At 48.9% G+C, this 23,963-nt stretch carries 18 protein-coding genes, 18 tRNA genes and 2 rRNA genes; 5 read left to right on the top strand and 33 right to left on the bottom strand.

The annotated features are described in order from the left end of the window. Positions 1–10 precede the first annotated feature (10 nt). Together ACFQ3J_RS18865 and ACFQ3J_RS18860 are read right to left on the bottom strand one after the other, a co-directional pair. The gene (locus tag ACFQ3J_RS18865; RefSeq protein WP_251583683.1) at positions 11–1,354 is read right to left on the bottom strand and encodes an ABC transporter substrate-binding protein; all 1,344 of its coding nucleotides are present in this window, start codon (positions 1,352–1,354) and stop codon (positions 11–13) included. 57 nt (positions 1,355–1,411) lie between these two features. Further along, entirely contained in the window at positions 1,412–2,248 is an 837-nt protein-coding gene (locus tag ACFQ3J_RS18860; protein ID WP_091159304.1) for a MurR/RpiR family transcriptional regulator, read from the bottom strand. 213 nt (positions 2,249–2,461) lie between these two features. Here ACFQ3J_RS18860 and ACFQ3J_RS18855 point away from each other — a divergent pair, with 213 nt between their 5' ends. Continuing rightward, a complete protein-coding gene (locus ACFQ3J_RS18855; RefSeq protein WP_251583682.1) occupies positions 2,462–3,424 on the top strand; it encodes a BadF/BadG/BcrA/BcrD ATPase family protein in 963 nt (320 codons plus the stop codon). A 177-nt stretch (positions 3,425–3,601) separates the two neighbouring features. Continuing rightward, the gene (gene murQ / locus ACFQ3J_RS18850; RefSeq protein WP_251583681.1) at positions 3,602–4,522 is read left to right on the top strand and encodes an N-acetylmuramic acid 6-phosphate etherase; all 921 of its coding nucleotides are present in this window, start codon (positions 3,602–3,604) and stop codon (positions 4,520–4,522) included. Between the two features lie 61 nt (positions 4,523–4,583). Here murQ and ACFQ3J_RS18845 read toward each other — a convergent pair whose 3' ends face one another. From ACFQ3J_RS18845 to ACFQ3J_RS18805, 9 genes are all read right to left on the bottom strand, one after another. Then, positions 4,584–6,671: a methyl-accepting chemotaxis protein gene (locus ACFQ3J_RS18845; RefSeq protein WP_251583680.1), complete on the bottom strand. Its 2,088-nt coding sequence runs from the start codon at positions 6,669–6,671 to the stop codon at positions 4,584–4,586. A 153-nt stretch (positions 6,672–6,824) separates the two neighbouring features. Next, on the bottom strand, positions 6,825–7,478 hold the full coding sequence (locus tag ACFQ3J_RS18840) for an amino acid ABC transporter permease (protein ID WP_091159298.1): 654 nt from the start codon (positions 7,476–7,478) through the stop codon (positions 6,825–6,827). 91 nt (positions 7,479–7,569) lie between these two features. Next, complete coding sequence (locus ACFQ3J_RS18835) at positions 7,570–8,403, bottom strand: basic amino acid ABC transporter substrate-binding protein (protein ID WP_251583679.1); 834 nt, start codon at positions 8,401–8,403, stop codon at positions 7,570–7,572. 278 nt (positions 8,404–8,681) lie between these two features. Continuing rightward, entirely contained in the window at positions 8,682–9,707 is a 1,026-nt protein-coding gene (locus ACFQ3J_RS18830) for an aromatic ring-hydroxylating dioxygenase subunit alpha (protein WP_251583678.1), read from the bottom strand. 46 nt (positions 9,708–9,753) lie between these two features. After that, positions 9,754–10,791, bottom strand: coding sequence for a BMP family protein (locus ACFQ3J_RS18825; protein WP_251583677.1), 1,038 nt, complete (start codon positions 10,789–10,791; stop codon positions 9,754–9,756). A gap of 24 nt (positions 10,792–10,815) precedes the next feature. Further along, positions 10,816–12,351, bottom strand: coding sequence for an ABC transporter ATP-binding protein (locus ACFQ3J_RS18820; protein WP_251583865.1), 1,536 nt, complete (start codon positions 12,349–12,351; stop codon positions 10,816–10,818). Between the two features lie 88 nt (positions 12,352–12,439). Further along, positions 12,440–13,378, bottom strand: a complete 939-nt coding sequence (locus ACFQ3J_RS18815) for an ABC transporter permease (RefSeq protein ID WP_251583676.1) — start codon at positions 13,376–13,378, stop codon at positions 12,440–12,442. After that, positions 13,371–14,516, bottom strand: coding sequence for an ABC transporter permease (locus ACFQ3J_RS18810; protein WP_251583675.1), 1,146 nt, complete (start codon positions 14,514–14,516; stop codon positions 13,371–13,373). Before ACFQ3J_RS18810 ends, ACFQ3J_RS18815 begins: the two co-directional genes overlap by 8 nt. Before the next feature lie 33 nt (positions 14,517–14,549). Continuing rightward, positions 14,550–15,944 carry an amidohydrolase family protein gene (locus tag ACFQ3J_RS18805; RefSeq protein ID WP_251583674.1) on the bottom strand — a complete coding sequence of 465 codons (1,395 nt, stop codon included), beginning with the start codon at positions 15,942–15,944 and terminating at the stop codon, positions 14,550–14,552. Between the two features lie 293 nt (positions 15,945–16,237). Between ACFQ3J_RS18805 and ACFQ3J_RS18800 the strand changes: the two genes are divergently transcribed. The 3 genes from ACFQ3J_RS18800 to ACFQ3J_RS18790 all read left to right on the top strand — a co-directional run bounded on the left by ACFQ3J_RS18800 (position 16,238) and on the right by ACFQ3J_RS18790 (position 20,721). Further along, positions 16,238–17,926: a PucR family transcriptional regulator gene (locus ACFQ3J_RS18800; RefSeq protein ID WP_251583673.1), complete on the top strand. Its 1,689-nt coding sequence runs from the start codon at positions 16,238–16,240 to the stop codon at positions 17,924–17,926. 145 nt (positions 17,927–18,071) lie between these two features. Beyond that, positions 18,072–19,502: a serine hydrolase gene (locus tag ACFQ3J_RS18795; RefSeq protein WP_251583672.1), complete on the top strand. Its 1,431-nt coding sequence runs from the start codon at positions 18,072–18,074 to the stop codon at positions 19,500–19,502. Positions 19,503–19,545: 43 nt separating this feature from the next. Then, on the top strand, positions 19,546–20,721 hold the full coding sequence (locus ACFQ3J_RS18790) for an acyl-CoA dehydrogenase family protein (RefSeq protein WP_379293628.1): 1,176 nt from the start codon (positions 19,546–19,548) through the stop codon (positions 20,719–20,721). Between the two features lie 340 nt (positions 20,722–21,061). Here ACFQ3J_RS18790 and ACFQ3J_RS18785 read toward each other — a convergent pair whose 3' ends face one another. From ACFQ3J_RS18785 to ACFQ3J_RS18680, 22 genes are all read right to left on the bottom strand, one after another. Then, positions 21,062–21,220 carry a hypothetical protein gene (locus tag ACFQ3J_RS18785; protein ID WP_251583670.1) on the bottom strand — a complete coding sequence of 53 codons (159 nt, stop codon included), beginning with the start codon at positions 21,218–21,220 and terminating at the stop codon, positions 21,062–21,064. Positions 21,221–21,272: 52 nt separating this feature from the next. Continuing rightward, positions 21,273–21,527, bottom strand: coding sequence for a solute carrier family 23 protein (locus ACFQ3J_RS18780; RefSeq protein WP_251583864.1), 255 nt, complete (start codon positions 21,525–21,527; stop codon positions 21,273–21,275). Between the two features lie 93 nt (positions 21,528–21,620). Then, positions 21,621–21,691 (bottom strand) — tRNA-Gly (locus ACFQ3J_RS18775). Between the two features lie 13 nt (positions 21,692–21,704). After that, positions 21,705–21,778 (bottom strand) — tRNA-Pro (locus ACFQ3J_RS18770). Between the two features lie 46 nt (positions 21,779–21,824). Then, a tRNA-Arg gene (locus ACFQ3J_RS18765) sits at positions 21,825–21,901 on the bottom strand. A 6-nt stretch (positions 21,902–21,907) separates the two neighbouring features. Continuing rightward, a tRNA-Gly gene (locus tag ACFQ3J_RS18760) sits at positions 21,908–21,982 on the bottom strand. 8 nt (positions 21,983–21,990) lie between these two features. Then, positions 21,991–22,077 (bottom strand) — tRNA-Leu (locus ACFQ3J_RS18755). 18 nt (positions 22,078–22,095) lie between these two features. Further along, positions 22,096–22,168: transfer RNA gene (locus ACFQ3J_RS18750), tRNA-Lys, on the bottom strand. 9 nt (positions 22,169–22,177) lie between these two features. After that, positions 22,178–22,252 (bottom strand) — tRNA-Gln (locus ACFQ3J_RS18745). Positions 22,253–22,273: 21 nt separating this feature from the next. Then, positions 22,274–22,349: transfer RNA gene (locus ACFQ3J_RS18740), tRNA-His, on the bottom strand. A gap of 15 nt (positions 22,350–22,364) precedes the next feature. Beyond that, positions 22,365–22,450: transfer RNA gene (locus tag ACFQ3J_RS18735), tRNA-Tyr, on the bottom strand. Positions 22,451–22,461: 11 nt separating this feature from the next. Beyond that, positions 22,462–22,537: transfer RNA gene (locus tag ACFQ3J_RS18730), tRNA-Thr, on the bottom strand. Between the two features lie 41 nt (positions 22,538–22,578). Then, a tRNA-Asp gene (locus ACFQ3J_RS18725) sits at positions 22,579–22,655 on the bottom strand. Positions 22,656–22,666: 11 nt separating this feature from the next. Continuing rightward, positions 22,667–22,740 (bottom strand) — tRNA-Met (locus tag ACFQ3J_RS18720). Between the two features lie 10 nt (positions 22,741–22,750). Beyond that, positions 22,751–22,823 (bottom strand) — tRNA-Val (locus tag ACFQ3J_RS18715). 125 nt (positions 22,824–22,948) lie between these two features. Next, a tRNA-Glu gene (locus tag ACFQ3J_RS18710) sits at positions 22,949–23,020 on the bottom strand. 32 nt (positions 23,021–23,052) lie between these two features. After that, positions 23,053–23,144 (bottom strand) — tRNA-Ser (locus ACFQ3J_RS18705). Positions 23,145–23,192: 48 nt separating this feature from the next. Beyond that, positions 23,193–23,265 (bottom strand) — tRNA-Asn (locus ACFQ3J_RS18700). 4 nt (positions 23,266–23,269) lie between these two features. Then, positions 23,270–23,345: transfer RNA gene (locus ACFQ3J_RS18695), tRNA-Ala, on the bottom strand. A 24-nt stretch (positions 23,346–23,369) separates the two neighbouring features. Next, positions 23,370–23,446 (bottom strand) — tRNA-Ile (locus ACFQ3J_RS18690). A 48-nt stretch (positions 23,447–23,494) separates the two neighbouring features. Beyond that, positions 23,495–23,611 (bottom strand): 5S ribosomal RNA (rrf, locus tag ACFQ3J_RS18685). Positions 23,612–23,736: 125 nt separating this feature from the next. Continuing rightward, positions 23,737–23,963, bottom strand: a 23S ribosomal RNA gene (locus ACFQ3J_RS18680); the annotation flags it as partial.

Genomic DNA, 23,963 nt, shown 5'->3' with positions numbered 1-23,963 from the left:
AATCTAGGTTTTACTTGAACATCTCTTCTCCCTTAGCCTTGAACTCGGCCGCAATCTCTTCGGCTGTCTTCTCGCCTGTAAATAGTGCCTGAATGTTCGGCTTCATCACCTGTTCCTTGAACTGCTTCTGCTTCGCTGCAAGCGCTGAATCAAGGGAGAGAACGACTGGCTGCTCCATATGCTCTGCCATGATGCTGGCTGCCTCCAGCGTTTCTGGAGTACCCAGACCCTTGCCTTCAAAATATTCAGCCTGTGATTTTCTAACAAACGGCAGCACGAGCTCATTGGCTGAATTTCCGGCTTTGGCACCACTTAGTGCTTCCATGACAAGGAAGGTGTTCTTGGCATGCTGCTCGCCCTTATCATTCTTCTGTCTAAAGGCTACATAGCCCTCGCCGCCCATTGTTGATTTCTGCGGAGCATCCTTATGATGGGGAACCGGCAGCAATACGAATTCAACCTTGGCTCCTTGAACCGTACCTGCATCAATATCCGCGTTCCGCTGCTTGATGAGCACATCGTAATAAGGGATGGCCTTGGAGATAATGGCCGCCTGCTCGGCATAGAACATTTCTACACGTTTCGCAGGAGCAATGGCTGCCGTTTCTTTTGGCATATAGCCCTCTGTGCGAAGGGTCTCCAGGAACTTCAGCGTTTCTAGAATCCGATCATCATTCCACTGGAACTCCCCTTCCGCATTCAGTACATCCGGCATATTGTTGTTGCGAGATAGCAGCTCCATAATTTCCATGGTCTGTCCTTCGGTTACAAAGGCATATTGCGGAGATCCGTCAGGAGCAGTTCCCATTAGATCTGGCGCAATTTCAAGGAACTCATCCCAAGTCCAGCCCTCCTGCTGAATCTTCTGCCAATCAACTCCAGCTTCCTCAAAAATACGTTTGTTGCCTCCCCAACCCCATTGGTACTGGTAGATCGGAAGCCCGTATTGTTTTCCTTGAATCTGCCCGAGTTCCAGCGTTCCCGGGTAATAATCCTCCTTGATCTCGGGTGTCAGATAATCATCCAGCTGAATAGCAAGACCAGAATCGACATAGCTTCCATCTACACTGTGAAAATACAGATCCGGCGGATTACCCGCATTCAAGGCGACATCAAATTTCTTCGGGCCCTCAGCCCAGGTGAGCATCTCGGTCTTGACGGTGATATTCGGGTGTTCCTTATTAAAATCGGCGAGGAGTTCCTTCAGGTCCTCTTCATACTTGTTATGAACAGGATACGTCCAGACCGTCACCGTATCCTTGGCATCCGCGCTTTGTTCGCTGCCTCCTCCCCCGCTGCAGGCAGTCGCCGCAAACATAAGAATAGAGGTCAGCATAATCCATGTTTTACGCATTAGCACCTATCTCCCCTCATTCGTTCCACTTAAAGGAACACCGTAGATTAGACTAGACTACCTTCTTAGGGCCCGCCTGCTCTCCTCCAGATATTTCACCGACTGCTCGTAATTCTTGCTGGCTACACAGAGATACAAAATATCAATCAGATTGAGCTGAGTCATTCGGGAACCCATCGCACCGCTTCGAATTTCACTCTCTGTGGATGATGTGTATAGAGGTACGGTCGCAAGCTTGCTTAGCTTGGAATGTCCGTATTTGGTCATGCTGATCACTCCTGCCCCCCGCTCCCGGACCAGTTCAGCTACACGAAGCACTTCTTCCGTTTCACCCGAATAGGAAATGCAGACGGCCACATCTTCTTCTGTCATCGTGACCGCTGAGGTCAGCTGCTGATGCGGATCAGCAAAGGAGAAGCTCATCTTGTTAATTCTTAAAAACTTCTGTTGTGCATCCATCGCTATTAGGTTTGAAGCTCCAACGCCAAAGAAATAGATACGCCTTGCCTGATCCATTAAAGAAACGGCTCGCTCAACCATCGCCTCGTCCATAATCTTCAGCGTATCTCGGATGGACTGAATATTGTTGTTCGATACGCTTCGAATCATCGCAGATACACTGTCATTCGGTCTGATCTCCTGATAGCCTGCCTGCTCATCCGACTCCTGCAAGTCACCTGCCACTTTAATCTTAAGATCCTGATAGCCTTTGAAGCCGATCGTTTTGCATAGACGGATAATCGCTGCCTGACTTGCACCACTTTTTGCTGCCAGCTCGGCAACGGAGAGCTCGATAATCTCGCCAGGCTGCTGCAGAATGTAGGCCGCAATTTTACGTTCCGAAGGATTCAGCGTTTCATAGAATTCCTTGAGACGAACCAAGCCACCATTCATGTGTGCAGCTCCACCTCCATTCAACAAAATATGTACATATAGGTTAGATAAGCTAACATATTCAGTTCTCTATCCTTCCAAATATGTTTGGATTGATATTATTATATGAGGTATGAAATATAATTTCAATAATTATTTATATACTTAAAATTTTATTTTACATCCTGGAAATTATGACCTATACTAAATAAAAAAATGAGAAGGGGTGAAGCGTTGAATGTCTTTATAGGCGTGGATGGTGGCGGTTCCAAAACAGAAGTAATAGCCGTGCTTGATGACGAGTCTATTCTCGCTCAATTCTATGGCGGGGCAACCAACCCCTATACAATTCCACCTCTTGAAGCAGCCAATGAGCTCGACAGGTTACTTGAAACCACACTCATATTTATTAACGAACGCTCTCTATTGTGTAATGGTATTTGTCTTGGTATGTCAGGTTTTTACTCGGATGAAGAGAAGAACACGCTCATAAATCAGGTTACACGATGTTTGAAACGCAGATCCCTCTCCTTTCCTATTGCGGTTTGTACAGAGGGAGAAATATCTCTCATGGCAGCAACTGGGGTGCACACAGGCGTACTTGTGATCGCCGGAACAGGCTCCATTGTGTATGGATTTACAAGAGAGGGAGGCATTCACCGTGCCGGAGGCTGGGGGCATCTCCTTGGGGATGAGGGCAGCGGTTATCAGATTGGCCTGCAGACTCTTCAAGGGATCATGAGAAGTTATGACAACATCGCCCCACCTACCTTACTGACTTCCCTCGTTCAAGAAGCCTGTCGGTTAAACGAGATAACAGAGCTTCGTACCTTCATCTATCAACAGCCCTTTAGTAAGAAGATCATTGCTTCTTATGCTAAGCTGTGCATTCGTGCCGCCGAGGAAGGAGATCTGCTTGCATGCAGCATACTTAGATCTCAGGCCGCAAGTCTGGCAGACACAACCATTGCTCTTCTACGTTCTCACCCTGATCTTCAGCAGGAAATGGTCGCTATGACTGGCTCTATCTTCCTTCATTCCTCTATATATAGAGCACACTATGAGGAATGCGTAAGTACTATCTTCCCCCACCTTAATATGGTCACAGGTTCAGAACACAGGCCGCCAGCCTATGGAGCAGCCCTGATTGCACGACAGCGGTTCTCCCCCGCTCAAGGAACCCATGGACTCGTATGATGTAATCTCTCTTTTCCTTTACATCTACCGCTTCATCTCTGTCCTGCCGTTACTTACAAAAGAAGATTCACTAATATAGAGAAGCTTGTAATCAAGAGGCCCGGCCATATAGATGAATAGCATAATTCATAGTCTATTCAAGAGTTCGGGCCAGGAGCGAAGGAGGCCGTACCTTTTATGAATCATCTAAGTCATAAACTTAGCCAGTTGATTACTGAACAGCCCAATCCGAGAACAGACCATATTGATCAGCTGGATTCCATTGAAATTATGAAGCTCATTAACGATGAGGATCAGCAAATCGCCAAGGTGATTAGACCGCTCATACCTGATATCGCAAGAATTGCCGATCGAATTGTGGATAGTTTTGAACGAGGCGGACGCTTATTTTATGTCGGTGCTGGTACCAGCGGCAGGATCGGCATCCTTGATGCATCAGAATGCCCTCCAACCTACGGTACGGATCCAACACTCATACAAGGGCTTATCGCCGGAGGCTTCGAGGCAGTTCGAGCAGCTGTGGAAGGTGCAGAGGACAGTGAACAAGGGGGCAGCTCAGATATGCACTCCCATCAGGTCGGCCCGTACGATGTTGTTATCGGCATTGCCGCAAGCGGCAGAACGCCTTATGTGCTGGGTGCCATGAAGGAAGCTCGTGCTCTGGGCGCTCTTGTCGTTGGACTCTGCAACAACCCCAATTCAGCCATGAAGCCGCTGGCAGACTATACGATTGAAGCTGTAACCGGGCCCGAGGTCATCATGGGCTCGACCCGAATGAAGTCCGGCTCCGCACAGAAGCTTATTTTGAATATGCTGACGACGACAGCCATGATTCGCTCCGGTAAAGTATATCGAAATTTGATGATTGATCTTAACCCTTCCAATGAGAAGCTGGTCCATCGCGCCAAACGAATCATTAAGCTGGCAACCGGAGCAGCCGAAGAGCAGATCAATGATGCCTATATAGAATCAGAAGGCCATGTCAAGACAGCCATTGTTATGATTATGACCGGTTCAGACGCGATAGCAGCCAGGAAGCTGCTCGCTTCATCCAAAGGCTATGTCCGCAAGGCCATCGACAGTACTCCAACTTCATAATAAAAAGAGCGCCCTATCATTCCTTAGCACGAAGGAATGATAGGGCGCTCTGTAAATTTCTCTACAATTTGAAACGCTGAATAATCTCCTGAAGCTCATCTGCAATATTAGATAAAGTTGCTGCAGAAGAAGCTACCTCCTGCATGGCTGCCAGCTGCTCCTCCGAAGCAGCAGACCCTTCCTGCGCTCCAGCGGATATCTGATCCGAGATCGCTACAGCGACCTCAAACGACTCTCCGACATGGACCATGGAGGCATCCATCTGCTTCGATGCAGAGGATACTTCCTCCATCTGAGCAGCAACCTCTTGAATGGACTGCAGAATCACTCTGAACCGCTCGCCTGCCTCCTGAACTGTAGCGATCCCCTTGGTAATCTCTTTGGTTGCTGTGCCCATAGATTCTGTCGCAGCACCTGTTCCCTGCTCCATTTCATGGGTCAATTTAGCGATTTGTGCTGCAGAGGAAGCCGACTGTGCTGCCAGCTCCTTCACTTCGTTCGCTACGACAGCAAATCCTCGCCCATGCTCACCTGCTCTTGATGCTTCGATTGAAGCATTCAGGGATAGAATATTGGTCTGTTTAGCGATATTCGTAATCACTTCGACAATTTTTCGTATCTCTACTGATTTATCTCCAAGCCCTTGAATAACCTCATTGAGGTTACCCGCCGATGCGCCGATCTGATCCATTTGATGCTTTGCTTGGTCGATACTGCTCATACCCGCCTGGGACTCTTCAGATACCTGTTTGGCTGCCAGAGTTGCTTCTCCAGCTTGGTTTGTAATAGCTTTGACGCCGCGTGACATCTCATCAACGAGCTGCTTGGCTTCGCCCAGGCTCTGATTGGAATGAATCGTTCCCGTTGCGGTCTCCTGCATAATCGTTGCCAGCTGTTCTGTCGCCCTTGTTGTCTGCTCCGAGCTGGCAGCCAGCTGCTGGGAGGAGGCTGCGAGCTGATGCGAAGTTTCACTCACTTCTCCGAGAACGGATCGAAGAGAACCGGTCATCCTATTAAATCCTTCCGCAAGAATGCCGTATTCGTCTCTGCGCTTCACGGACAGATCGATCGTCAGATCTCCGTTTCCAATATCGCGGGATGCTCTAACCATCGCCTGAATCGGACGGTGCAAACTGCGAATCATCAGAATCATAATCCCCACTCCCACGAGGGCAGAAATGCCAAGCACCACAATCAGCGCGTTTAGAATCGGACGAGAGGCTTCGTCCACTTCGGCATAATCCATTTCAGCGACGAGCTTCCACCCCGTAGTCGCATGCGTGCTAAAGAACGCATATTTATCTGCGTTCCCCATTGCATAACTCAAGTCCCCGTTATCCTGCTCTACTACACGACTTGTTAATGTCTCAAGCGCACTGGTTCCTGCATTAAAACGGGAGTGGACAAGATAATTGCCATCACCATCTACCAGATACACGATACCTGTATCTCCAATATGTACATTATTAACCGTAGAAGTCAGCGCTGCCAGACTGATCTGCATACTTGCTACCCCTTGACCATCTGATAAAGCTCTGGCCAACGTTACAACTACATTACCTGTCGAGCTCGATTTATAAGGCTTCGTCACGATAACCTCTTCACTGCTTTGCGCATCCTGATACCATGGCTGGTCTGTTACAGACTCATTCATTCCATACATTGGGGCTTTCATTTGCTGATCTCCACCAGACGATACGATGACAAGAGATTCAACCTGAGGGTTGGCATCCTTCAAATCATCAAGCAGCCGCTGTGCCTGTGGACTTTGATTGGCAATTTGCGCCGCATTCGTCTGTCTTGCAAGCAAATTAATATTCGATTTCTGACTGTCAATCAAAGAGTCGATTTGCTTACTGACAAGTGCGAGGGATTGCTCCATCGTCTCATGATCCGACTTCCGAATCTCTGAATCTGCCGTGTTGTATGAGACCCAGAAGATGGCTATACTAGGCAGGAACAAGAAGAATAGAAATGCCACAATCAACCTTACTCTGAAAGACAACAAGCTTTTCTTTTCTCTGCTTATCTTACCATTCTGCTGTTCATTTCTTTGCTTATCGTTACCGCTATCTTCCTTACTCTTTTTTCCTTCGTTTTTGTTACCCAGCTTCATTTTTTCAAAGCTTTTTTTCAGTAATTCTTTCAAAGAAACAGCCCCCTTTCTACAGTATGTGTAATTCATGCAGCTTGTTAATGCATCAATGAAGATGACTTCACCAGCATACTGTCTATAAAAAAAGACAGAACATTTTATCTATCGGCAACTGGAGGCTGAGATGTTATACTTTTTCTGAAATTTTCATTTTAGTTTACATTCGATGTAAGATAACAGCTTGCTAAGCAGATACGTCAGTATAAAATAGATCAACGCAGCCGTTAAGTATGGCTCCCAGATCGCATAATATTGACCTCTCATCGCGTTGCTCCAGAACATAATCTCCTGAACGGAAATGATCGCAAGCAGCGAAGAATCCTTGACCAGCACAATAAACTCATTCCCGAACGCCGGGATCATTCGCCGAATAGCCTGAGGCATAATGATATAACGCATTGTCTGGTAGCGGTTCATTCCGGAGGAATAGGCTGCCTCAAACTGCCCCTGATCTACGGATTGAATTCCTGCTCGATAAATCTCTGCCATATACGCAGCAGAATTCAGTGTCATGGACAGGATCCCCGCAGTGATCGCATCTGTACTCCCATAGAACATCGGCACGACACCGAAGTGAATAATCAGAATTTGAACATAAAATGGCGTTCCACGAAAAAAGTTGATATAGAGGCTCGCAGGCCAATTCAAATACCTCGGCTTTGCCATTTTTCCGAATGAGATAAATAATCCCAGAATAGCACCCAGCACAATTGAAACGATCGAGAGCCCTATCGTTAGAAGCATGCCTTTCAGGATCAATGGCAGATACTCCACGATGATATCAAATCTAAAATTATCCATGAGCAGTACTCCCTTATTTAATATGGGCAACAAGAAAAGCATGTGCCCGCACATACCGCTGACACATGCATCCCGGTTTTAACCTGTGCGCTTACTCTGCTGCCTTATCCAATTCTTCCTTCAATCGTGTTAGATCCGGCTCATCTCCGAACCATTTTTTGTACACCTCTGCATATTTTCCATTATCTATAACCGCCTTGATCGCAGGATCAAGCTTTGCCTTGAGCTCCGAGCCCTTAGGATACAGAATGCCGTAATATTCCGAATCAAAGTTCTCCGGATCGAGGATGCTTTCGAATGCTTTATCCGGATTGTTCTTCATATACTCCTGCACGATAGCCACATCCGCCACCGCAGCATCTACACCGCCGCTCTCAAGCTCCATGAAGGCAAGGACGTTACTCTCGAATTTCTTAAGGTCGCTGTTGCCCTGACCCATGATCTCCGTCATCAGTGTATCCGCCGTAGTAGCACCCTGAACCGCAACCTTCATATCTTTCAAATCCATTGCACTGGTGATTACAGTTCCTTCTTTGAACAGAATCATATTCGTCGACTCAAAATAGGGCAAGGAATAATCATACGTCTCTTTACGCTCTTCTGTGATGGATACGCTGGATATTCCTGCGGCAAATTCAGTGCCCTGCTGAACACTGGTCAGCATCGCATCCCAGCCTGTATTGCTGAGTTCATAATTGATGCCTGCTTCGGCCATCACTTCCTTGAGAAAATCAATGTCAAAGCCGGTAATCTCACCTTTATCCATAAATTCCATAGGAGCGTATGCCGCATCAGTCGCAATTTTGACGGTGTCCGATGCCTCCTCTTCTCCTCCAGCCCCTGTCGTAGTGCTCTCTTCATTACCGCAGGCTGATAAAACTATCACAAATAAAGCAATTAACATAACACCAAATCTCTTGATCATATGAATCCTCCCTATTTGAATCTAGTAATATAAACAGATTCTATCAACAGTTACATAGATTAACAATATATTTTATTATATGCGTCAATAAAGATAACATAGAAGTATAGTTTCAATCGTGATGCTGCTCACAAAAAAGCCTCACTGAAGAGTCAGGAGGCTTTTCTTCTCTCTATATTTTCAAGCTATAGCATAGTGAACCTTTGTTGCTCTGAAATGTGTGTTTGTTTGATTGTTTGTTTGTCTTACTCTATTTCTGTACGAAGCACCCTCTTAACTTAAGTCGTTCCAATCCGCACACCCATCTGATTAATCCAGCGGCGGTAAGCTACGGATAACAGATCCGCTTTATGATTCAGCTCTGTCTGCAGATCCAGCGGCAATAGCTCAGGCTTCTGGGTTTCAATAATCCACTTGTCCTGCTCGAATACGGTATCCTGAAAATCAATAAACTGCTGGTCATCCACCTCATGCGCATAGTTGCGAGATACCGGCATATACACGATACACTCCTGTTCTGACACAGGAAGCACGGTCAGCATAATCCAGAGCGTCTGACCCGTTGCCTGATCTCTCTTGGATAAACGGGCAGCAAGCGGTCTAAACACCTCCTTTACATAGACATATGTGGTTCCCTCGCGATGCTCTGATCCGGAATGGGCAACCGGCTGAAAGATCGGCACATCCCCGGTATACACACGGTCAGGTTCCTTGAACACCTCGAAATCAGGAAGCTCCGAATAATCCGGGTGACCGAGCAGGCCGCCATGCACATACATCAAATGTGCAAAGTCCGTAAAATTCTCGATGACGCGCGTCCCTGCAGCCTTCACATGATACGGACCACAAACCAGCGGTCGGTATTCCGGATTCTCAAATTCATCGAAGCTTGGCAAAACAGCCGTTGGTTGACCGATACATACCCACACAATACCGAATTTTTCTTGGCAATGATATTTGGTTGCCTTCGCTCTTGGTGGAATACGGTCATCCTTTCCTTGAGCAGGGATGCATACACATTTGCCTTCCGAATTGTATTGCCATCCATGATAAGGACAGACCAAGTTTTCATTCTTGTCTACCCAGCCTTTGGACAGCATGGCTCCGCGGTGAACACAGAGATCGCGCAGCGCATGCACACCTTTACTCGACCGGTAAACAGCAACCCTCTCCTCGAGCACGATGACAGATATCGGCTTGTCAACAAGCTCATGCGATGCGCATACCGGATGCCATTCGTTCTCGAGCACGGTATCTGACAGGGCTGATGAGCCTAATGGTTTAAGCAGTTTTTGATCAATCATTGTGATCCCCTCCTGAGTTCATATACTTCCTGCCTATTCATCACTACTACTCGTTCTGAACTGAAATCTCTCCGCTCTTCAGCGCGTCAATCGTAGCCTGGACCTTATCCTTGACTTCCTGAGTCATTTTCTCCTCGAATCCATGGTAGGGACTCATGTATACAGCACCGTCTTTCACGCCTAGGGACATCGGCTCCGCCTTCATCGTTCCGTTCATAATGGATTTGATCGCGGCCGTCATAGCGGTTGGATAATCTTGAATTACACTGGTAACCACCGTATCCGGTGCAACAGGGTTTAAATCTTCATTGGAGCCAATCGCGAGTACACCCTCCTGCTTGGCAGCATCAATACCGCCCATCCCCGCCTGATTCGCGTTAGTCATAACAACATCGGCACCTTTTTCAATGAGGGAAATTGCTGTCTCCTTGGCCTTTGCTACATCATCACTGGATCCTGTCATGGTCGTCAGGACGCTAATATCGGGAACAGCCGCCTTTGCCCCTTCTTCGAATCCTTTGACGGAATTCGTAATCGGAGGAATCTCCTGCCCGCCGATCGCCGCTACCGTCCCCGTTTCAGACATCAGAGCTGCTACAGTTCCCATCAGATACCCCTGCTCCCGATTGTTAATGCTAATGGAAGCGACATTCGGGCTTTGGCTCACGGTTGCACTCGTGACCAGAAACCAGGTATCCGGATATTCACCGGCAACAGACATCATCGGTTCTGCGAATTCAAATCCATGACCAATGACGACATCATACCCATCCATCCCATATCCGCGAATAAACTCCCCCATATCAGACTGGGCAACCTTCTCGGAATACTGTACTTCCGCGCCAAGCTCGCTCTCAATCTGCTTCAACCCCTTATACGCCGTCGCATTCCATCCGTTATCATTCACTGGGCCCGGAGTGAGCAGAGCGACCTTAAGCGGCTGATTTGATTCTGTAACAGGCGTGCCGGAACCTGCAGCTGCTTCCTCGCTCTGTCCGCTTTCCGCAGCACCGCCGCATCCTGCAAGCAGTACAGCAATACCTAGAATCAATGTACACAACAAGTGGAATCGTTTAATCCTCATTTAGTGCATCCCCCTTTAAATTGATCAATCCATCATCCCGGCCATTCGCCGGCCGATTCGTTCACGCGTTGCCTCTTCCCTGCTCACCATATCCACAATACGGCCTTTGAATAGGACAGCGATTCTGTCCGAGAGGGACATCACCTCTTCAAGCTCTGTAGAAATGAGCAGAATTCCAACTCCCCGATCCCTCTCCGCCAGAAGCCGCTTATGTACATACTCTGCTGCTCCTACATCCATCCCGCGAGTGGGCTGCATCGCAATAAGCACCTTTGGATTCAGCATGAGCTCTCTGGCCAGAATCACTTTTTGCTGATTGCCTCCCGACAGCTGACCAGCCGTACGCTCGCTCGAAGGCGTTCTGATATCAAACTCCTGTACGGCTTGCTCAGCGGTCTTTCTTATCGCCCCCCTCCGCAGCATGCCGAATTTGCTGAAGATGGGTGACTTGTACTGCTTCGCGATCAAATTCTCACCAATGCTCATAGGCAGCATGAGCCCTTCCTTGTGCCGATCCTCGGGAATGTAGCCTACACCTTGCTCGGTCATATAGCGGGGATGCAGACGTTGTACAGGTCTGCCGTCAAGCTTGACCTCTCCACTCGCCAGTTCCGCCAGGCCCATGAGTGCTTCACTCAGCTCGCGTTGTCCGTTGCCGTCTACACCAGCGATGCCGACAATTTCCCCTTCCTGAACAGTGAGTTTGATGTCAGACAATACAGGGATCTGGCTCCGAACCACTGATAGATCCTGCACCTCGAGCAAGCATCGTTGGCTATTGTTATATGGACTATGCCTCAGTGCTGTGATCTCTCTTCCAACCATGAGCCTTGCCAGCTCCGCAGGGGTGGTTTCCTTCATCGCCATAGAACCCTCCATTTGACCGGCCCGAAGCACAGTTACCCGATCACAGACCGCTTCCACTTCTTGCAGCTTATGGCTTATAAAAACGATAGTTTTCCCCTGCTCCTTCAGCGATCGCAGTACAATGAACAAATCCTTGACCTCCGGTGGAGTAAGTACGGCGGTTGGTTCGTCCATAATGATGAATTCTGCGCCGCGGTATAATGTCTTCACAATTTCAACACGCTGCTGCTGACCGACAGATAATTCACTGACCCGCTTTGTAGGGTCCACATCAAGACCGTAGGCATCTGAGATCCTCTTAATTTCTGCACAAGCTCTGCGAAAATGAAACCAGGGACTTCGGTCTTCCTTAAGTCCAAGCACCACATTCTCTGCCACAGTCAATGCCGGTATCAGCATGAAATGCTGGTGGACCATGCCGATTCCGACTTCCATTGCCTGTCTGGGTGAATCAAAATTGACGCGCTTACCTTTAAACAGAAGCTCTCCTTCATCGGGATGAAGAAGGCCTGACAGCATATTCATCAGCGTACTCTTACCTGCTCCGTTCTCACCCAGAATGGCATGAATTTCGCCATATTTGATGTGGAGATCAAGTCGATCATTGGCGGTAAACGATCCAAACCGCTTGGTAAGTCCTCTGGTTTCCAAAATATAATCAGCCGAACTCCTGACAAGGGACGGATTCTTCATTCCAACCGAAGGCTGTTCTATAGGCTGAGAAGTGTGTGACTGCACTGGTTCATCCCCTCCTTCCGTGTATTGATCACCACGACGCTGCCTATGCGTGACGATTGGCTGCACTTTTATAAGGTTTGCCTGTCGCAGCAGGCTGTCTTGCCTTACCTGAGAACCAGGCCAGCGCAAGCATGGTCAGAATATAAGGAAACATCAGCATGAACTGGTACGGAATCTCGATGCCGAAGGATTGGATGCGAAGCTGAAGCGCATCAGCTCCCCCGAATAACAAGGAAGCCCCCATCGTTCCCGCTGGTGTCCAGCGCCCGAAGATGACAGCCGATAGAGCGATAAAGCCTCTGCCCGCTACCATATTCTCCGTAAATTGATTCAGAATGCCGAGTGACAGCGCACAGCCTGCAAGTCCTGCCAGCATGCCGCCAATGAGACAGCAGGTGTAGCGAACTCGATGCACTCTGACCCCAAGCGTATCTGTGGCAAGCGGATTCTCGCCCACGGCACGAACCGTTAGCCCCCATCGTGTTCGGTATAAAACCACACTTGTTATCGGAACCAGCAAAAATGCGAGGTATGCCAGCAGATTTTGTTCAAATAACGCCGGACCGATCCAAGGTATATTTTGAAGTAACGGAATATGAGGTACGGGAACCGCATCCACTTGTATCGTTTCAGACCCCATGCCCAGAAGACTCCTGCCAAAGACCGTCGTCAAACCCAGACCGAGTAGATTCAGCGCCGTGCCGATGATGACTTGGTCCGCTCCGGTCGTTACAGTCAAGAATGCATAGATGATGCCAACCAAGCCGCAGACCAGAACTCCAGCAGCAAGTCCAGCCCATACATTGCTGCCGTAGTACGCACCGACGACTCCAGCCAGCGCGCCGATCAGCACCATGCCCTCCATGCCAATGTTCAGAATTCCGCTCTTGGACATGAACAGCACACCGATTGCTGCCAGAAGCAGTGGTATTGAGAGCCTGATTGCAGCACCGACATAACTGATCCACAGCTCTTCACCCATTTTTCCCGCCTCCTGCCTTGGAAAGAGACACCTTGCCCGGGTGAGGGTCGGCATACGCCCCTTTGAGCTTGTGTTGTATCCAATTTGTAATTTGACGTTTGTATTTGCCGAACCAATACCGGTTGCATACCACGATGATAATCATCAGTGCCTGAATGACAAGCACGAGCGAAGTGGAAGCGCCGGTTGCTCTCTGCATTGCATTCGCTCCGCTCTTCATCCCTCCGAACAAGAGTGCCGATAGCATATTGCCGAGCGGATGCGTGTTTCCGAGCAGTGCCACCGCAATTCCTTCATAACCATAGCCTGGTGAGAAATTTTGCAATAACCTGTGCTGAACACCGGCAATTTCAATATATCCGCCGAGCCCAGCCAGACCACCGCTGACAAGCATCACCATGACCATATTTCTTCTCACCGGCATCCCCATGACTTTGGCGGCCTGTCCGTTAAGTCCTGTGGAGCGGATCTCATAACCCCAGGTCGTCTTGTGAAGCAGGAAGTACATCATAATCGCGACGACAATAGCGATAATAAAACCATAATGCAACCTGGACCCAAGCAGTGTCGGCAGGACCGAACTGTCCGGAAGAGGAGCCGATTGAGGCATGCTCCCATTCGGATCTTTCAGCGGGCCCGTGACCATATAGCTGATCAAATAAATAGCAATATAATTCAGCATGATTGTATTAATGATCTCGCTTGCTCCCCGGCCTACCTTGAGCAGACCTGCAATGCTTCCCCAGATCGCTCCGCCAAGACAGCCGCACAAGAGAGACAGCGGCAGATGCAATAGAAACGGAGTGCCTGCCGGCATAAGCAGAGCAGCCATTGCCCCTGTAAGTGCCCCGATGTAGATCTGGCCTTCGGCTCCGATATTGAATAGCCCGCTTCGATAAGCAAAGCTGTAGCTGAGACCTGCGAATAAGAGCGGGGTTGCTTTTACAAGGGTTTCTTTAATACTGTTCACACTGCCGGCTGCCCCCTGCCAGATCAGCCCGTATGCTTCCAGCGGCGATACGCTGGCCGCAGCCATCACGAGCCCGCCTGCAACCAGAGCCAGCAGAATGGCAAAGACATAGAAGATAAGCTCCATCCCCCACTCTATACTTCTTGTCACCCACCTTCGATGTGTCATCCCATCCCATCCCCTCCTTCTATAGAAGCGTAATTAGCTGCGAACACTGTAGACAGGATAACGGTTCATCAGCTTTTCCCTTAGCCGATTCACTCTTGCCTGTGCGTGCCTAATGATCTCCTCCTCATCGACAAGCGTACAGCGTCCGGCTTCCACAACAATCTGTCCATTCACAAGCACCGTATGAACATCGTTCCCGTTGGCGTTGTATACCAGTGCCGAGGAATAACGATGAATTGGTGCAATATGTGCTTTTTGCATATCAATAATGACGATATCTGCCTTCTTCCCAGGTTCTAGTGATCCTAAGTCCTTCTCTCTGCCCATTGCCTTGGCTCCGCCGCGGGTACCCATTTCGAGCACCTCCATTGGAGGAAGCATAGTGGAGTCCAGATGATACACTTTATGCAGACATGCTGTGAACTTCAGCACTTCAAGATTATCCTGACAGTTGTTGCTGCCCGGTCCATCCGTACCTAGAGCAACATTGATGCCCGCCTTTCGCATTTCAGGCACCCTTGCAACACCGGAAGCGAGATACATATTCGATACCGGACAATGAATAATGGATGCCTGATGCTGTGCGAGCAGCTCAAGCTCGCCATCATCGAGCCAAATTCCGTGTACCACTTGAGTCCTTGGACCGAGCATGCCGACCGCTTCGACCAGCTCCAGATTACGAAGTCCAAACCGGGATAGCGTATTGTCGATCTGATCTCTCGTTTCGGCGACATGAATATGCGTGATCAGATTTCGATCCCTGCTGAATTTTGCCGCCCGTTCAAGGAAGGGCCTTGAGCATCCGTACAAATTCAATGGTCCCATAGCAATCTCGATGCGTCCTGTCCCTTCGCCCTGCCAGCGGTCGAGCAGCGCCGCCGTGCGCTCGAAGATAACGTCCTCCTCTTCTCTCAGCCTCGGTTCGTAGCTTAGATCCACTCCCCCGCGGGCCAGGTGTCCACGAATCCCCGATTCCACCATAGCCCGGAGTACATTCTCCGTGTTCTCCTCGTAGGTATGAATGTAATGGTGATCCATGATGTAAGTAGCACCTGATTTTAAATTTTCGATACACCCGATCAGTGCTGCCAAATAGAAATCCTCTGCCTCCATGGCAAGCGATCCCGGCCAAATAACCTGCCGCAGCCACTCGGACAAAGGGTGGTCATCTGAAACGCCGCGAAGAAAGGTCTGGAACAGATGCGTGTGGCCGTTAATGAGACCAGGAATGACGGCTTTGCCGCCGGCGTCTATTTTCCGATCTGCCTCAAGCCGATGGCGGACACTCCCTTCCTCCAGAGGCCATGCTCCTGTCTCTACGATGTGGTCATGCTGGATGTATACGTATCCCGGAGAGTACACTTCATTGTCCGCATTCATTGTAAGAATGGTGCCGTTATATATAAGCGTTGTACTAATGTTGATCACACCCTGCCTTATGTTAGTATTTATTACATTTCGCTGAATTGATCTCATCATAAAGGATTGAATATTTCATTGTCATTGGCTATAGTAGACTAAAACATTTTAATTTGTTGGTTAAGTTAACCAACTTCTAGCAATAACCTCACGTATACCTGACGTAAAATACCTAAAAATCATTTTTCCTTCTCCCAATCTTTCTTGCCCTAACGATCTTCACGCAAGGCCTGCTCCTTTCAACCGGGCAGATGTTTGATTGAGATGCTGCATTCAAGATTCGATACCTTCGGAGGTAATCTATGAAAATATCCGATCTGCTCGATATTCCCATGCTCGCCAGCTCCCGGGTGACGGCCGGCCGCGAGGGACTCCACCGTAATGTGTACTCGGTCAACATGATGGACTCGCCCGATATCTTCGATTACTTAAAGCCTAACGAGCTCCTCCTCACCACCGGATATGTCATCAAAGACAAGCCTGAGGTATTGACACAGCTGGTCACAAGGATGGCTGAGCTGGGCTGTGCCGGACTTGGCATCAAGACAAAGCGGTATCTTAATCACATTCCTCAAGAAGCCAAGGAGGCTGCCGACCGCCTTCAATTTCCACTGCTTGAGCTGTCTCTCGATTGCGCCCTCTCCGAAGCGCTGCATCAGCTGCTGGCCCGTATTATGGAATCCAGAACAGAGGAGATGAGATATGCGCTTGAGAGCCACCGTTACTTCTCAGATATTCTTCTGGAAGGACAAAGCCTTCAAACGATCCTGGAGGAGCTCGCAAGGCTCCTCTCCTATCCTGTAATTCTTGTGAACCGCAGCTTGGAGCCTTTTGCTACATCATCCGGATTTGGAACTGCCTACTCCTCGTTCCTGCAAGATATCTCGAATTGGCTGCCGTCTATGCTGAACGAAGCCCGCTCTCCCAGCATCCCGCTGCCATCCGGCAGTGCTGTTCCATTTTCCTATTTGCTGCAATATCCGATCCAAACCGATCAGTCCCAAGGGTACCTGCTGTCCTTTACAAATCAGAATCCTGTCAGTACGCTCTCCTTGCTCACCCTTGAGCAGGCGGCTAACGTTATTAGCTTTGATCTCCTGAAGCGCCAGGCTGTCAAGGAACGCTCCCGCCGCTACAAGAATGACTTCTTCGGAGACCTTGTGGATGGGCTGATCTCAGACAAGCAGGACCTGATTCATCGCGGCCGCAGATATGGTCTCAGCGAGCAGCGTTCCTATTACTGTATTGTGCTGAAGAAGGATGCACCGCTTTGCAACCGCAATAGCTTCAGTTCTTCCTATTCACCCATGCTGCCGAACGACTCGATCGGGGGGCGTACAGCTTCAATGAAGGAGGACCTGTATGAGCTCGTTAAAGGAGAAGCCAAGGCGAGCGGCTTCTCATTTATTCTTTTTTCCAAAAATGACGCCGTCGTCATGCTGCTTCCAGTGAATACCCTTGAGGAAGCTGCCTTAGACGAGCACCAGCTGCCTGATCGTCTTCTTGCCTCACGTCTACAGCAGATGATTCATTCGCTCTGGTCTCAGCATAAAGTATCGCTGTCCATCGGGGTCAGCAATACCGCAGATGAGCTGTCCCAGCTGCCGAGGGCTTACCAGGAGGCACTGGATGCACTGCAGACGGGCATGCACAGCCAGCAGCAGCGTTACGTTCAGTTCTATCATGTCAAAGAGTTATCTGACCTCTTACGAATGCTTCCACAGGAGGATCTGCAGGAGTTTATCAAAGAAACGTTCGCACACTTGCTCTTTCTGGAGGACAAGGAACGCGGGGAGCTATTGAAGACGCTGCGATGTTTTTTGGATAACCACTGCCATATCGCCGATACGGCCAAGCAATTGTACCTTCATCGGAATACGGTTATTTATCGACTGGACAAATGTGAGCAGCTGACGGGCCGCTCTCTGCGCCTGCCTGCGAGCAGCCTGCGTTTCAGGGCAGCATTTTTGATGGAGGAGTTATTAAATTAAGCCGCCCAGTATATGGGTTGTTTACCAGCTATCAATCCTATAAAATGAAACCAGTATGGTATCCTGATTTGATGATTGCTGCTCGTCTAATCCGGTTAGATCCATTACATAAGGTCATAATCAGAATTGGAGGCTTACTTACAACATGATTAGATTCAGCACAAATGTTCATAAGAATTCGATGCTTAATCGAACTTTATCAGCCATACTTGTTACCTCTGCTTTATTGACACAGACCATTGGTGTCTCGCAGGCTCAAGCTGCTTCCGTTGCAACCAAGCCTGCTTCAATTACAGTCGACAGCCAATCCGTGACGTGGGAATATGCCCCTTTTGTTGAGAAGGGAACCACATACGCTCCTCTAAGGCAGGCGGCTTCTGCTCTCGGTGGACAAGTGAAATGGAACCAAGCCAAACAAACGGTGGAAATTTACGATCATGGCGATACCATTACACACCGGGCGGGAACCAACGTCATTCAAATCAATGACGATCGGCTCATGCTCCCTGCTCCATCCAAGAATATGAGCGGCACGCTGATGATTCCGCTTCGTTCCCTCTCGGATGCGATGAAGGCCGGGCTGCAATTAACCAATACACCTACCAAAATGATCATCACACTGAAATCAGATTCGTCGACAATCATTAATCGTGAATCTACAGCAATTGACCAGTATCTTAAGGAGGCTGGCTATTCAGGCATAGCGCTTGTAGCTAGTAATGGAGATATTCAATTGAGAAAAGGCTACGGATTATCGGATATCAATTCCCTTGTTCGCCCGGATCAAAAATCACGCATTGCCTCCATAACCAAAGGCTTTACAGCTGCAGCCATCATGCAGCAGGTTCAGCAGGGGAATATTTCGCTTGAAGATCCGGTTTCGAAATACGTATCCGGAATCGACCGCGGCAATGAAATTACAATTCATATGCTGCTCTCGCATACTTCCGGGCTACCTTCCAATTTTACGCGTGAGGAAGGGATTACAATGGAGGATACACTGGCCGAGATTCGTACAAAGAAGCTGATGGCAGAGCCAGGTGCTGAATACCGTTACAGCAATAATGGCTACATTTTGCTAGCTGCTATTTTGGAAGAGATATCAGGCAAAGAGTATGGGGCTTATCTTCAGGAGCATTTCTTCAAGCCGATTGGCATGAAGGATACGGGCACGGCAACGCCTTCAACCAAAACGATTAAAGGCTATACTAATCAGAGCGGCACATGGGCTGAGGCGAGCTATTATGTTTCCCAGTCTGGAACCGGTACGCTGTATTCTACGGTCGATGACCTGCTGAAATGGGATCAGGCTCTGCGAGGGGATAAAGTTCTGTCAGAGGAAATTCAAGAGACGATGTACTCTCCTTATTCTGACCAAAACTATGGATACGGCTGGATCGTCAGTGAGACAGAAGAAGGCACGATCGTGTTCCATAACGGCAGCGGCACAGGCTATTCCACAGGTATTTCGCGCAATCTGGATAATGGCATAACGGTTATCCTGCTTGGCAACCATGCCGGAATGGAAATGACAGGCATGCTCGATCAAATTCAGGAGATGGCACTCAAGCTATAGTTGTTAATTTCAGATCAGACCAACCCGAATAGAGGTGTCACTAGTGATCAATAAATCGCAGATAGATCATATTGAGATCATCGGAAACATTGGAGAACAACATATGGATAGTGCGGCAAGAGCAGATGAGCAGAATGAGCTGAACTACGCACTGATTGAAGATTTGCTGGCAGCAGGCTACCACGCCTATTCTGTTCCTAAGGAGTATGGGGGACTTGGCTTATCCCTCTCCGATTTCTTGCAGTGTCAGGAACGTATCGCCAAGGTCGATGCAGCAACAGCACTCGCTATTGGATGGCATCATATTACCGTGTTTAACGTGGGCCAGAACCAGCTATGGGATGAAGCGGCTTTCCGTGCTTTATGTACAGCCATCATAACGGAAGGCGCCTTGGTTAACGCAGCTGATTCAGAAAAAGCGACCGGCAGTCCTTCACGTGGAGGGAAGCCGCAGACCTCTGTGCAGAAGAAACCAGACCGCAACGGCTATGTGCTGACAGGCCGGAAGACATTCACTTCGCTGTCAACAGCACTGCATTATTATGTCGTATCTGCCACGGATACGATTACCGGTGAAATAGGCGAATATCTGGTTCATAAAGATATGCCAGGTGTAAGTATTGAACCTACTTGGAACATGACAGGCATGCGCGGAACAGCGAGCCATGATCTTGTGCTGAACCAGGTGTTGCTGCCTGAAGACGCGCTAGTTAGAAGACGTGCTGCAGGTAAGAAATCCATTCGTCCCAACGCCTACTTGCTTAACATTCCAGCCGTATATCTTGGCATCGCCCAGGGAGCAAGGAGAGAAGCGCTTCGTTTCGCCGCGGCATATCAGCCAAACAGTCTTACCCATCCCATCATCGAGCTTCCTCACATTCAGCACAAAATTGGGCAGATCGAAATGGAGCTTACGACGGCCCGGCATTTTTTGTACAGTGTAGCAGCCAGATGGGAGCAGCTTGAGAGACCTCTGACAGACAGCGACTTGACCGGAATTGCTCCCGACCTTGGCGCAGCGAAGACCTTTGCTGTTCAGAACGCTCTCTCTATTGTAGATACAGCCATGCGAATCGTCGGGGTTCACAGCCTGGCCAGCTCCCACCCGCTCTCACGCATGTACCGTGATGTGAGATTCGGACTCCATAATCCGCCGATGGACGATGCCGTTCATCAAATGCTGGCTAAACGCGCCATAAGTGAGGTTCTCTTGAATTAAATTTATGGACCAAAAAAAAGATCCGGGCTGCTCCTCATTAATAAAAGGTCATAGCCGAATCCCCGATTGTTCCAAGCGACACAATATAAAATATTAATGTGCTGCATAGAGAGGAAGCATTCCATTCTGCCCTCTGACGGTACAAAAAAGAAGCTACGACACATACCCGTCCTCCCTATAAGCGGCATGTGATTCGTCGTAGCTTCCTATTTTTTCACTGATCTTCCGTTATCGATCAATCGATCAGTCAGATAAATCTTCTTATCGTCATCAGCTTAAGCTTTACCTGAATCTTGCGTTTACTGCTTTCTTTTTCTATGGTTCAGCTCGCTGCCTCTACTCATCCCATTTTATTATTTAACTTGGCCGTTTCGTATTTGTCCCATCCCACCATATTTTCTAAAATAATCACAAGCACAACACCCATTACAAGTCCATTGGACAACAGCGGCGTAAGCAGCGGAGGGAAGTCTCTAAAAGCAGAAATCGGTATATTCATGATGCTTATTCCAACAAGCACGGGCAGTGCAACCCGATAGATGGTCTTCGGATTAAATACCCGCACCTTGAAACGTTCGAATGGCTGTACCGAACATTTGGAGATATGCGGCAAACAGAACAGCATTTCCAACCGTCAAAGGCAGCTTGGCCAGCCATCCGCTTAACGAAGGGAACACCCCGACGATGATAAACATCAGAGCACCCGCCAACAAGGCCGCACGTCGGAGAACCTTTGTATTCTCCAGAAATCCGATCGAGGAGGCAAATGTGCCAAAAGGAATCAGCCCTAGACACCCCCCGAGCACAGAGAATAGATTGGTGAATATAAATGCTTTTTTTAATTTGTTAAATCGCGCACAAAAAAGCCTTCCGCAATAAGCGAAAGGCTTTTTCAAGTAAGCGGGTGATGGGAATCGAACCCACGCTACCAGCTTGGAAGGCTGGAGTTCTACCATTGAACTACACCCGCAAAATATATGAAATCGGGATGACACGATTTGAACATGCGACCCCCTGGTCCCAAACCAGGTGCTCTACCAAGCTGAGCTACATCCCGTTACACAGATTAAGAATGATAATGGCCTGTTATCATTTCATAAAAGTGGCGCGCCCTGAGAGATTCGAACTCCCGACCTTTTGATTCGTAGTCAAACGCTCTATCCAGCTGAGCTAAGGGCGCGTATTATGGAGCGGAAGACGGGAATCGAACCCGCGACCCTCGCCTTGGCAAGGCGATGCTCTACCGCTGAGCCACTTCCGCAAAACATATGGTGCGGTCGAGAGGACTCGAACCTCCACGGCTGTTACACCACTAGAACCTGAATCTAGCGCGTCTGCCAATTCCGCCACGACCGCATATGTTATTTAAAAAAGTGAGCCATGAAGGACTCGAACCTTCGACACCCTGATTAAAAGTCAGGTGCTCTACCAACTGAGCTAATGGCTCTTATTAAAATGGCTGGGGATATAGGATTCGAACCTATGCATGACGGAGTCAAAGTCCGTTGCCTTACCGCTTGGCTAATCCCCAACAGTGATAAGGAGTAAAAAATGGGGCGATCGATGGGACTTGAACCCACGAATGCCGGAGCCACAATCCGGTGCGTTAACCCCTTCGCCACGACCGCCATATTAAAAGAAACTGGTGGAGGATGATGGATTCGAACCACCGAACCCTTACGGGAGCAGATTTACAGTCTGATGCGTTTGGCCACTTCGCTAATCCTCCATATGAAACTATGGTGCCGGCGAGAGGACTTGAACCCCCAACCTACTGATTACAAGTCAGTTGCTCTACCAGTTGAGCTACACCGGCAAATTGATTACCAAAACTGTATTCCAAATCAGAAGTAAAAGTGGCGGAACTGACGGGATTCGAACCCGCGATCTCCTGCGTGACAGGCAGGCATGTTAGGCCTCTACACCACAGTTCCATGTAATTCAATTGCGGGGGCAGGATTTGAACCTGCGACCTTCGGGTTATGAGCCCGACGAGCTACCGAGCTGCTCCACCCCGCGATATTAAGAATGGAGACTGAGGGGATCGAACCCCCGACCCTCTGCTTGTAAGGCAGATGCTCTCCCAGCTGAGCTAAGTCTCCATATTAAAGTGACCCGTAGGGGATACTCTCACATTCGTTCGAGACTGCGATGCAGTTGCTAACGAAGTAAACGCTTCGACGAACCCTGATGGGTTCTCATCCCCAATCGAAGAAATAAATTAAAGTGACCCGTAGGGGATTCGAACCCCTGTTACCTCCGTGAAAGGGAGGTGTCTTAACCCCTTGACCAACGGGCCTTGCTATAAATACTGCTTGTCCAATAATTTAGTGGCGGAGAAAGAGGGATTCGAACCCTCGAGACGCTTGTGACGCCTACACGATTTCCAATCGTGCTCCTTCGGCCAGCTCGGACACTTCTCCGTGAGAGCTAAGTCCCTGAGAGCAAATGAATGCTCTCAGGATATTGGACTCCCCGAACAGGACTCGAACCTGTGACAACTCGATTAACAGTCGAGTGCTCTACCAACTGAGCTATCAGGGATCAATGGTGGAGCCAAGCGGGATCGAACCGCTGACCTCCTGCTTGCAAGGCAGGCGCTCTCCCAGCTGAGCTATGGCCCCAAAGTAAATACTATTAGGATTAAATGGTGGGCCCTAGTGGACTCGAACCACCGACCTCACCCTTATCAGGGGTGCGCTCTAACCAGCTGAGCTAAGGGCCCTAATATTTAAGAATAACTTCAAGGGCAAAAAAATAACCCTTAGGGTATGCTTGGCGGCGTCCTACTCTCCCAGGACCCTGCGGTCCAAGTACCATCGGCGCTGGAGGGCTTAACGGTCGTGTTCGGGATGGGTACGTGTGGAACCCCTCCGCTATCGCCACCAAACAGGATTTTTCGAAGAAAAATCTGCGTTAGATTTGGTACATCACATGAGTGTGTATAAATCTAAAAGCCTTATTCAAGGATTTACTCCCTGAAAACTAGATACGAAACAATTTTGGATTTATGTTTTGGATAAGCCCTCGACCGATTAGTACTGGTCAGCTCCATGCATTGCTGCACTTCCACCCCCAGCCTATCTACCTCGTCGTCTTCAAGGGGTCTTACTAATTGGGAAATCTCATCTTGAGGGGGGCTTCACGCTTAGATGCTTTCAGCGCTTATCCCGTCCGTACATAGCTACCCAGCGGTGCTCCTGGCGGAACAACTGGTACACCAGCGGTACGTCCATCCCGGT

It is taken from the genome of Paenibacillus provencensis, assembly GCF_042678545.1.
Lineage (GTDB): Bacteria > Bacillota > Bacilli > Paenibacillales > Paenibacillaceae > Paenibacillus > Paenibacillus provencensis.
Note: the sequence above shows the minus strand (reverse complement) of the source record. Positions and strands in the feature narration are given on the sequence as shown.

What these genes read in the sequence shown, in the direction of transcription:
- ACFQ3J_RS18840 (WP_091159298.1), bottom strand. Translation starts at nt 7,478, where the DNA reads ATGGATAATTTTAGATTTGATATCATCGTGGAGTATCTGCCATTGATC.
- ACFQ3J_RS18815 (WP_251583676.1), bottom strand. Translation starts at nt 13,378, where the DNA reads ATGGGTGAAGAGCTGTGGATCAGTTATGTCGGTGCTGCAATCAGGCTC.
- ACFQ3J_RS18785 (WP_251583670.1), bottom strand. Translation starts at nt 21,220, where the DNA reads ATGAATATACCGATTTCTGCTTTTAGAGACTTCCCTCCGCTGCTTACG.
- ACFQ3J_RS18825 (WP_251583677.1), bottom strand. Translation starts at nt 10,791, where the DNA reads ATGAGGATTAAACGATTCCACTTGTTGTGTACATTGATTCTAGGTATT.
- ACFQ3J_RS18800 (WP_251583673.1), top strand. Translation starts at nt 16,238, where the DNA reads ATGAAAATATCCGATCTGCTCGATATTCCCATGCTCGCCAGCTCCCGG.
- ACFQ3J_RS18835 (WP_251583679.1), bottom strand. Translation starts at nt 8,403, where the DNA reads ATGATCAAGAGATTTGGTGTTATGTTAATTGCTTTATTTGTGATAGTT.
- ACFQ3J_RS18795 (WP_251583672.1), top strand. Translation starts at nt 18,072, where the DNA reads ATGATTAGATTCAGCACAAATGTTCATAAGAATTCGATGCTTAATCGA.
- ACFQ3J_RS18860 (WP_091159304.1), bottom strand. Translation starts at nt 2,248, where the DNA reads ATGAATGGTGGCTTGGTTCGTCTCAAGGAATTCTATGAAACGCTGAAT.
- ACFQ3J_RS18830 (WP_251583678.1), bottom strand. Translation starts at nt 9,707, where the DNA reads ATGATTGATCAAAAACTGCTTAAACCATTAGGCTCATCAGCCCTGTCA.
- ACFQ3J_RS18820 (WP_251583865.1), bottom strand. Translation starts at nt 12,351, where the DNA reads ATGAAGAATCCGTCCCTTGTCAGGAGTTCGGCTGATTATATTTTGGAA.
- ACFQ3J_RS18810 (WP_251583675.1), bottom strand. Translation starts at nt 14,516, where the DNA reads ATGACACATCGAAGGTGGGTGACAAGAAGTATAGAGTGGGGGATGGAG.
- ACFQ3J_RS18865 (WP_251583683.1), bottom strand. Translation starts at nt 1,354, where the DNA reads ATGCGTAAAACATGGATTATGCTGACCTCTATTCTTATGTTTGCGGCG.
- murQ (WP_251583681.1), top strand. Translation starts at nt 3,602, where the DNA reads ATGAATCATCTAAGTCATAAACTTAGCCAGTTGATTACTGAACAGCCC.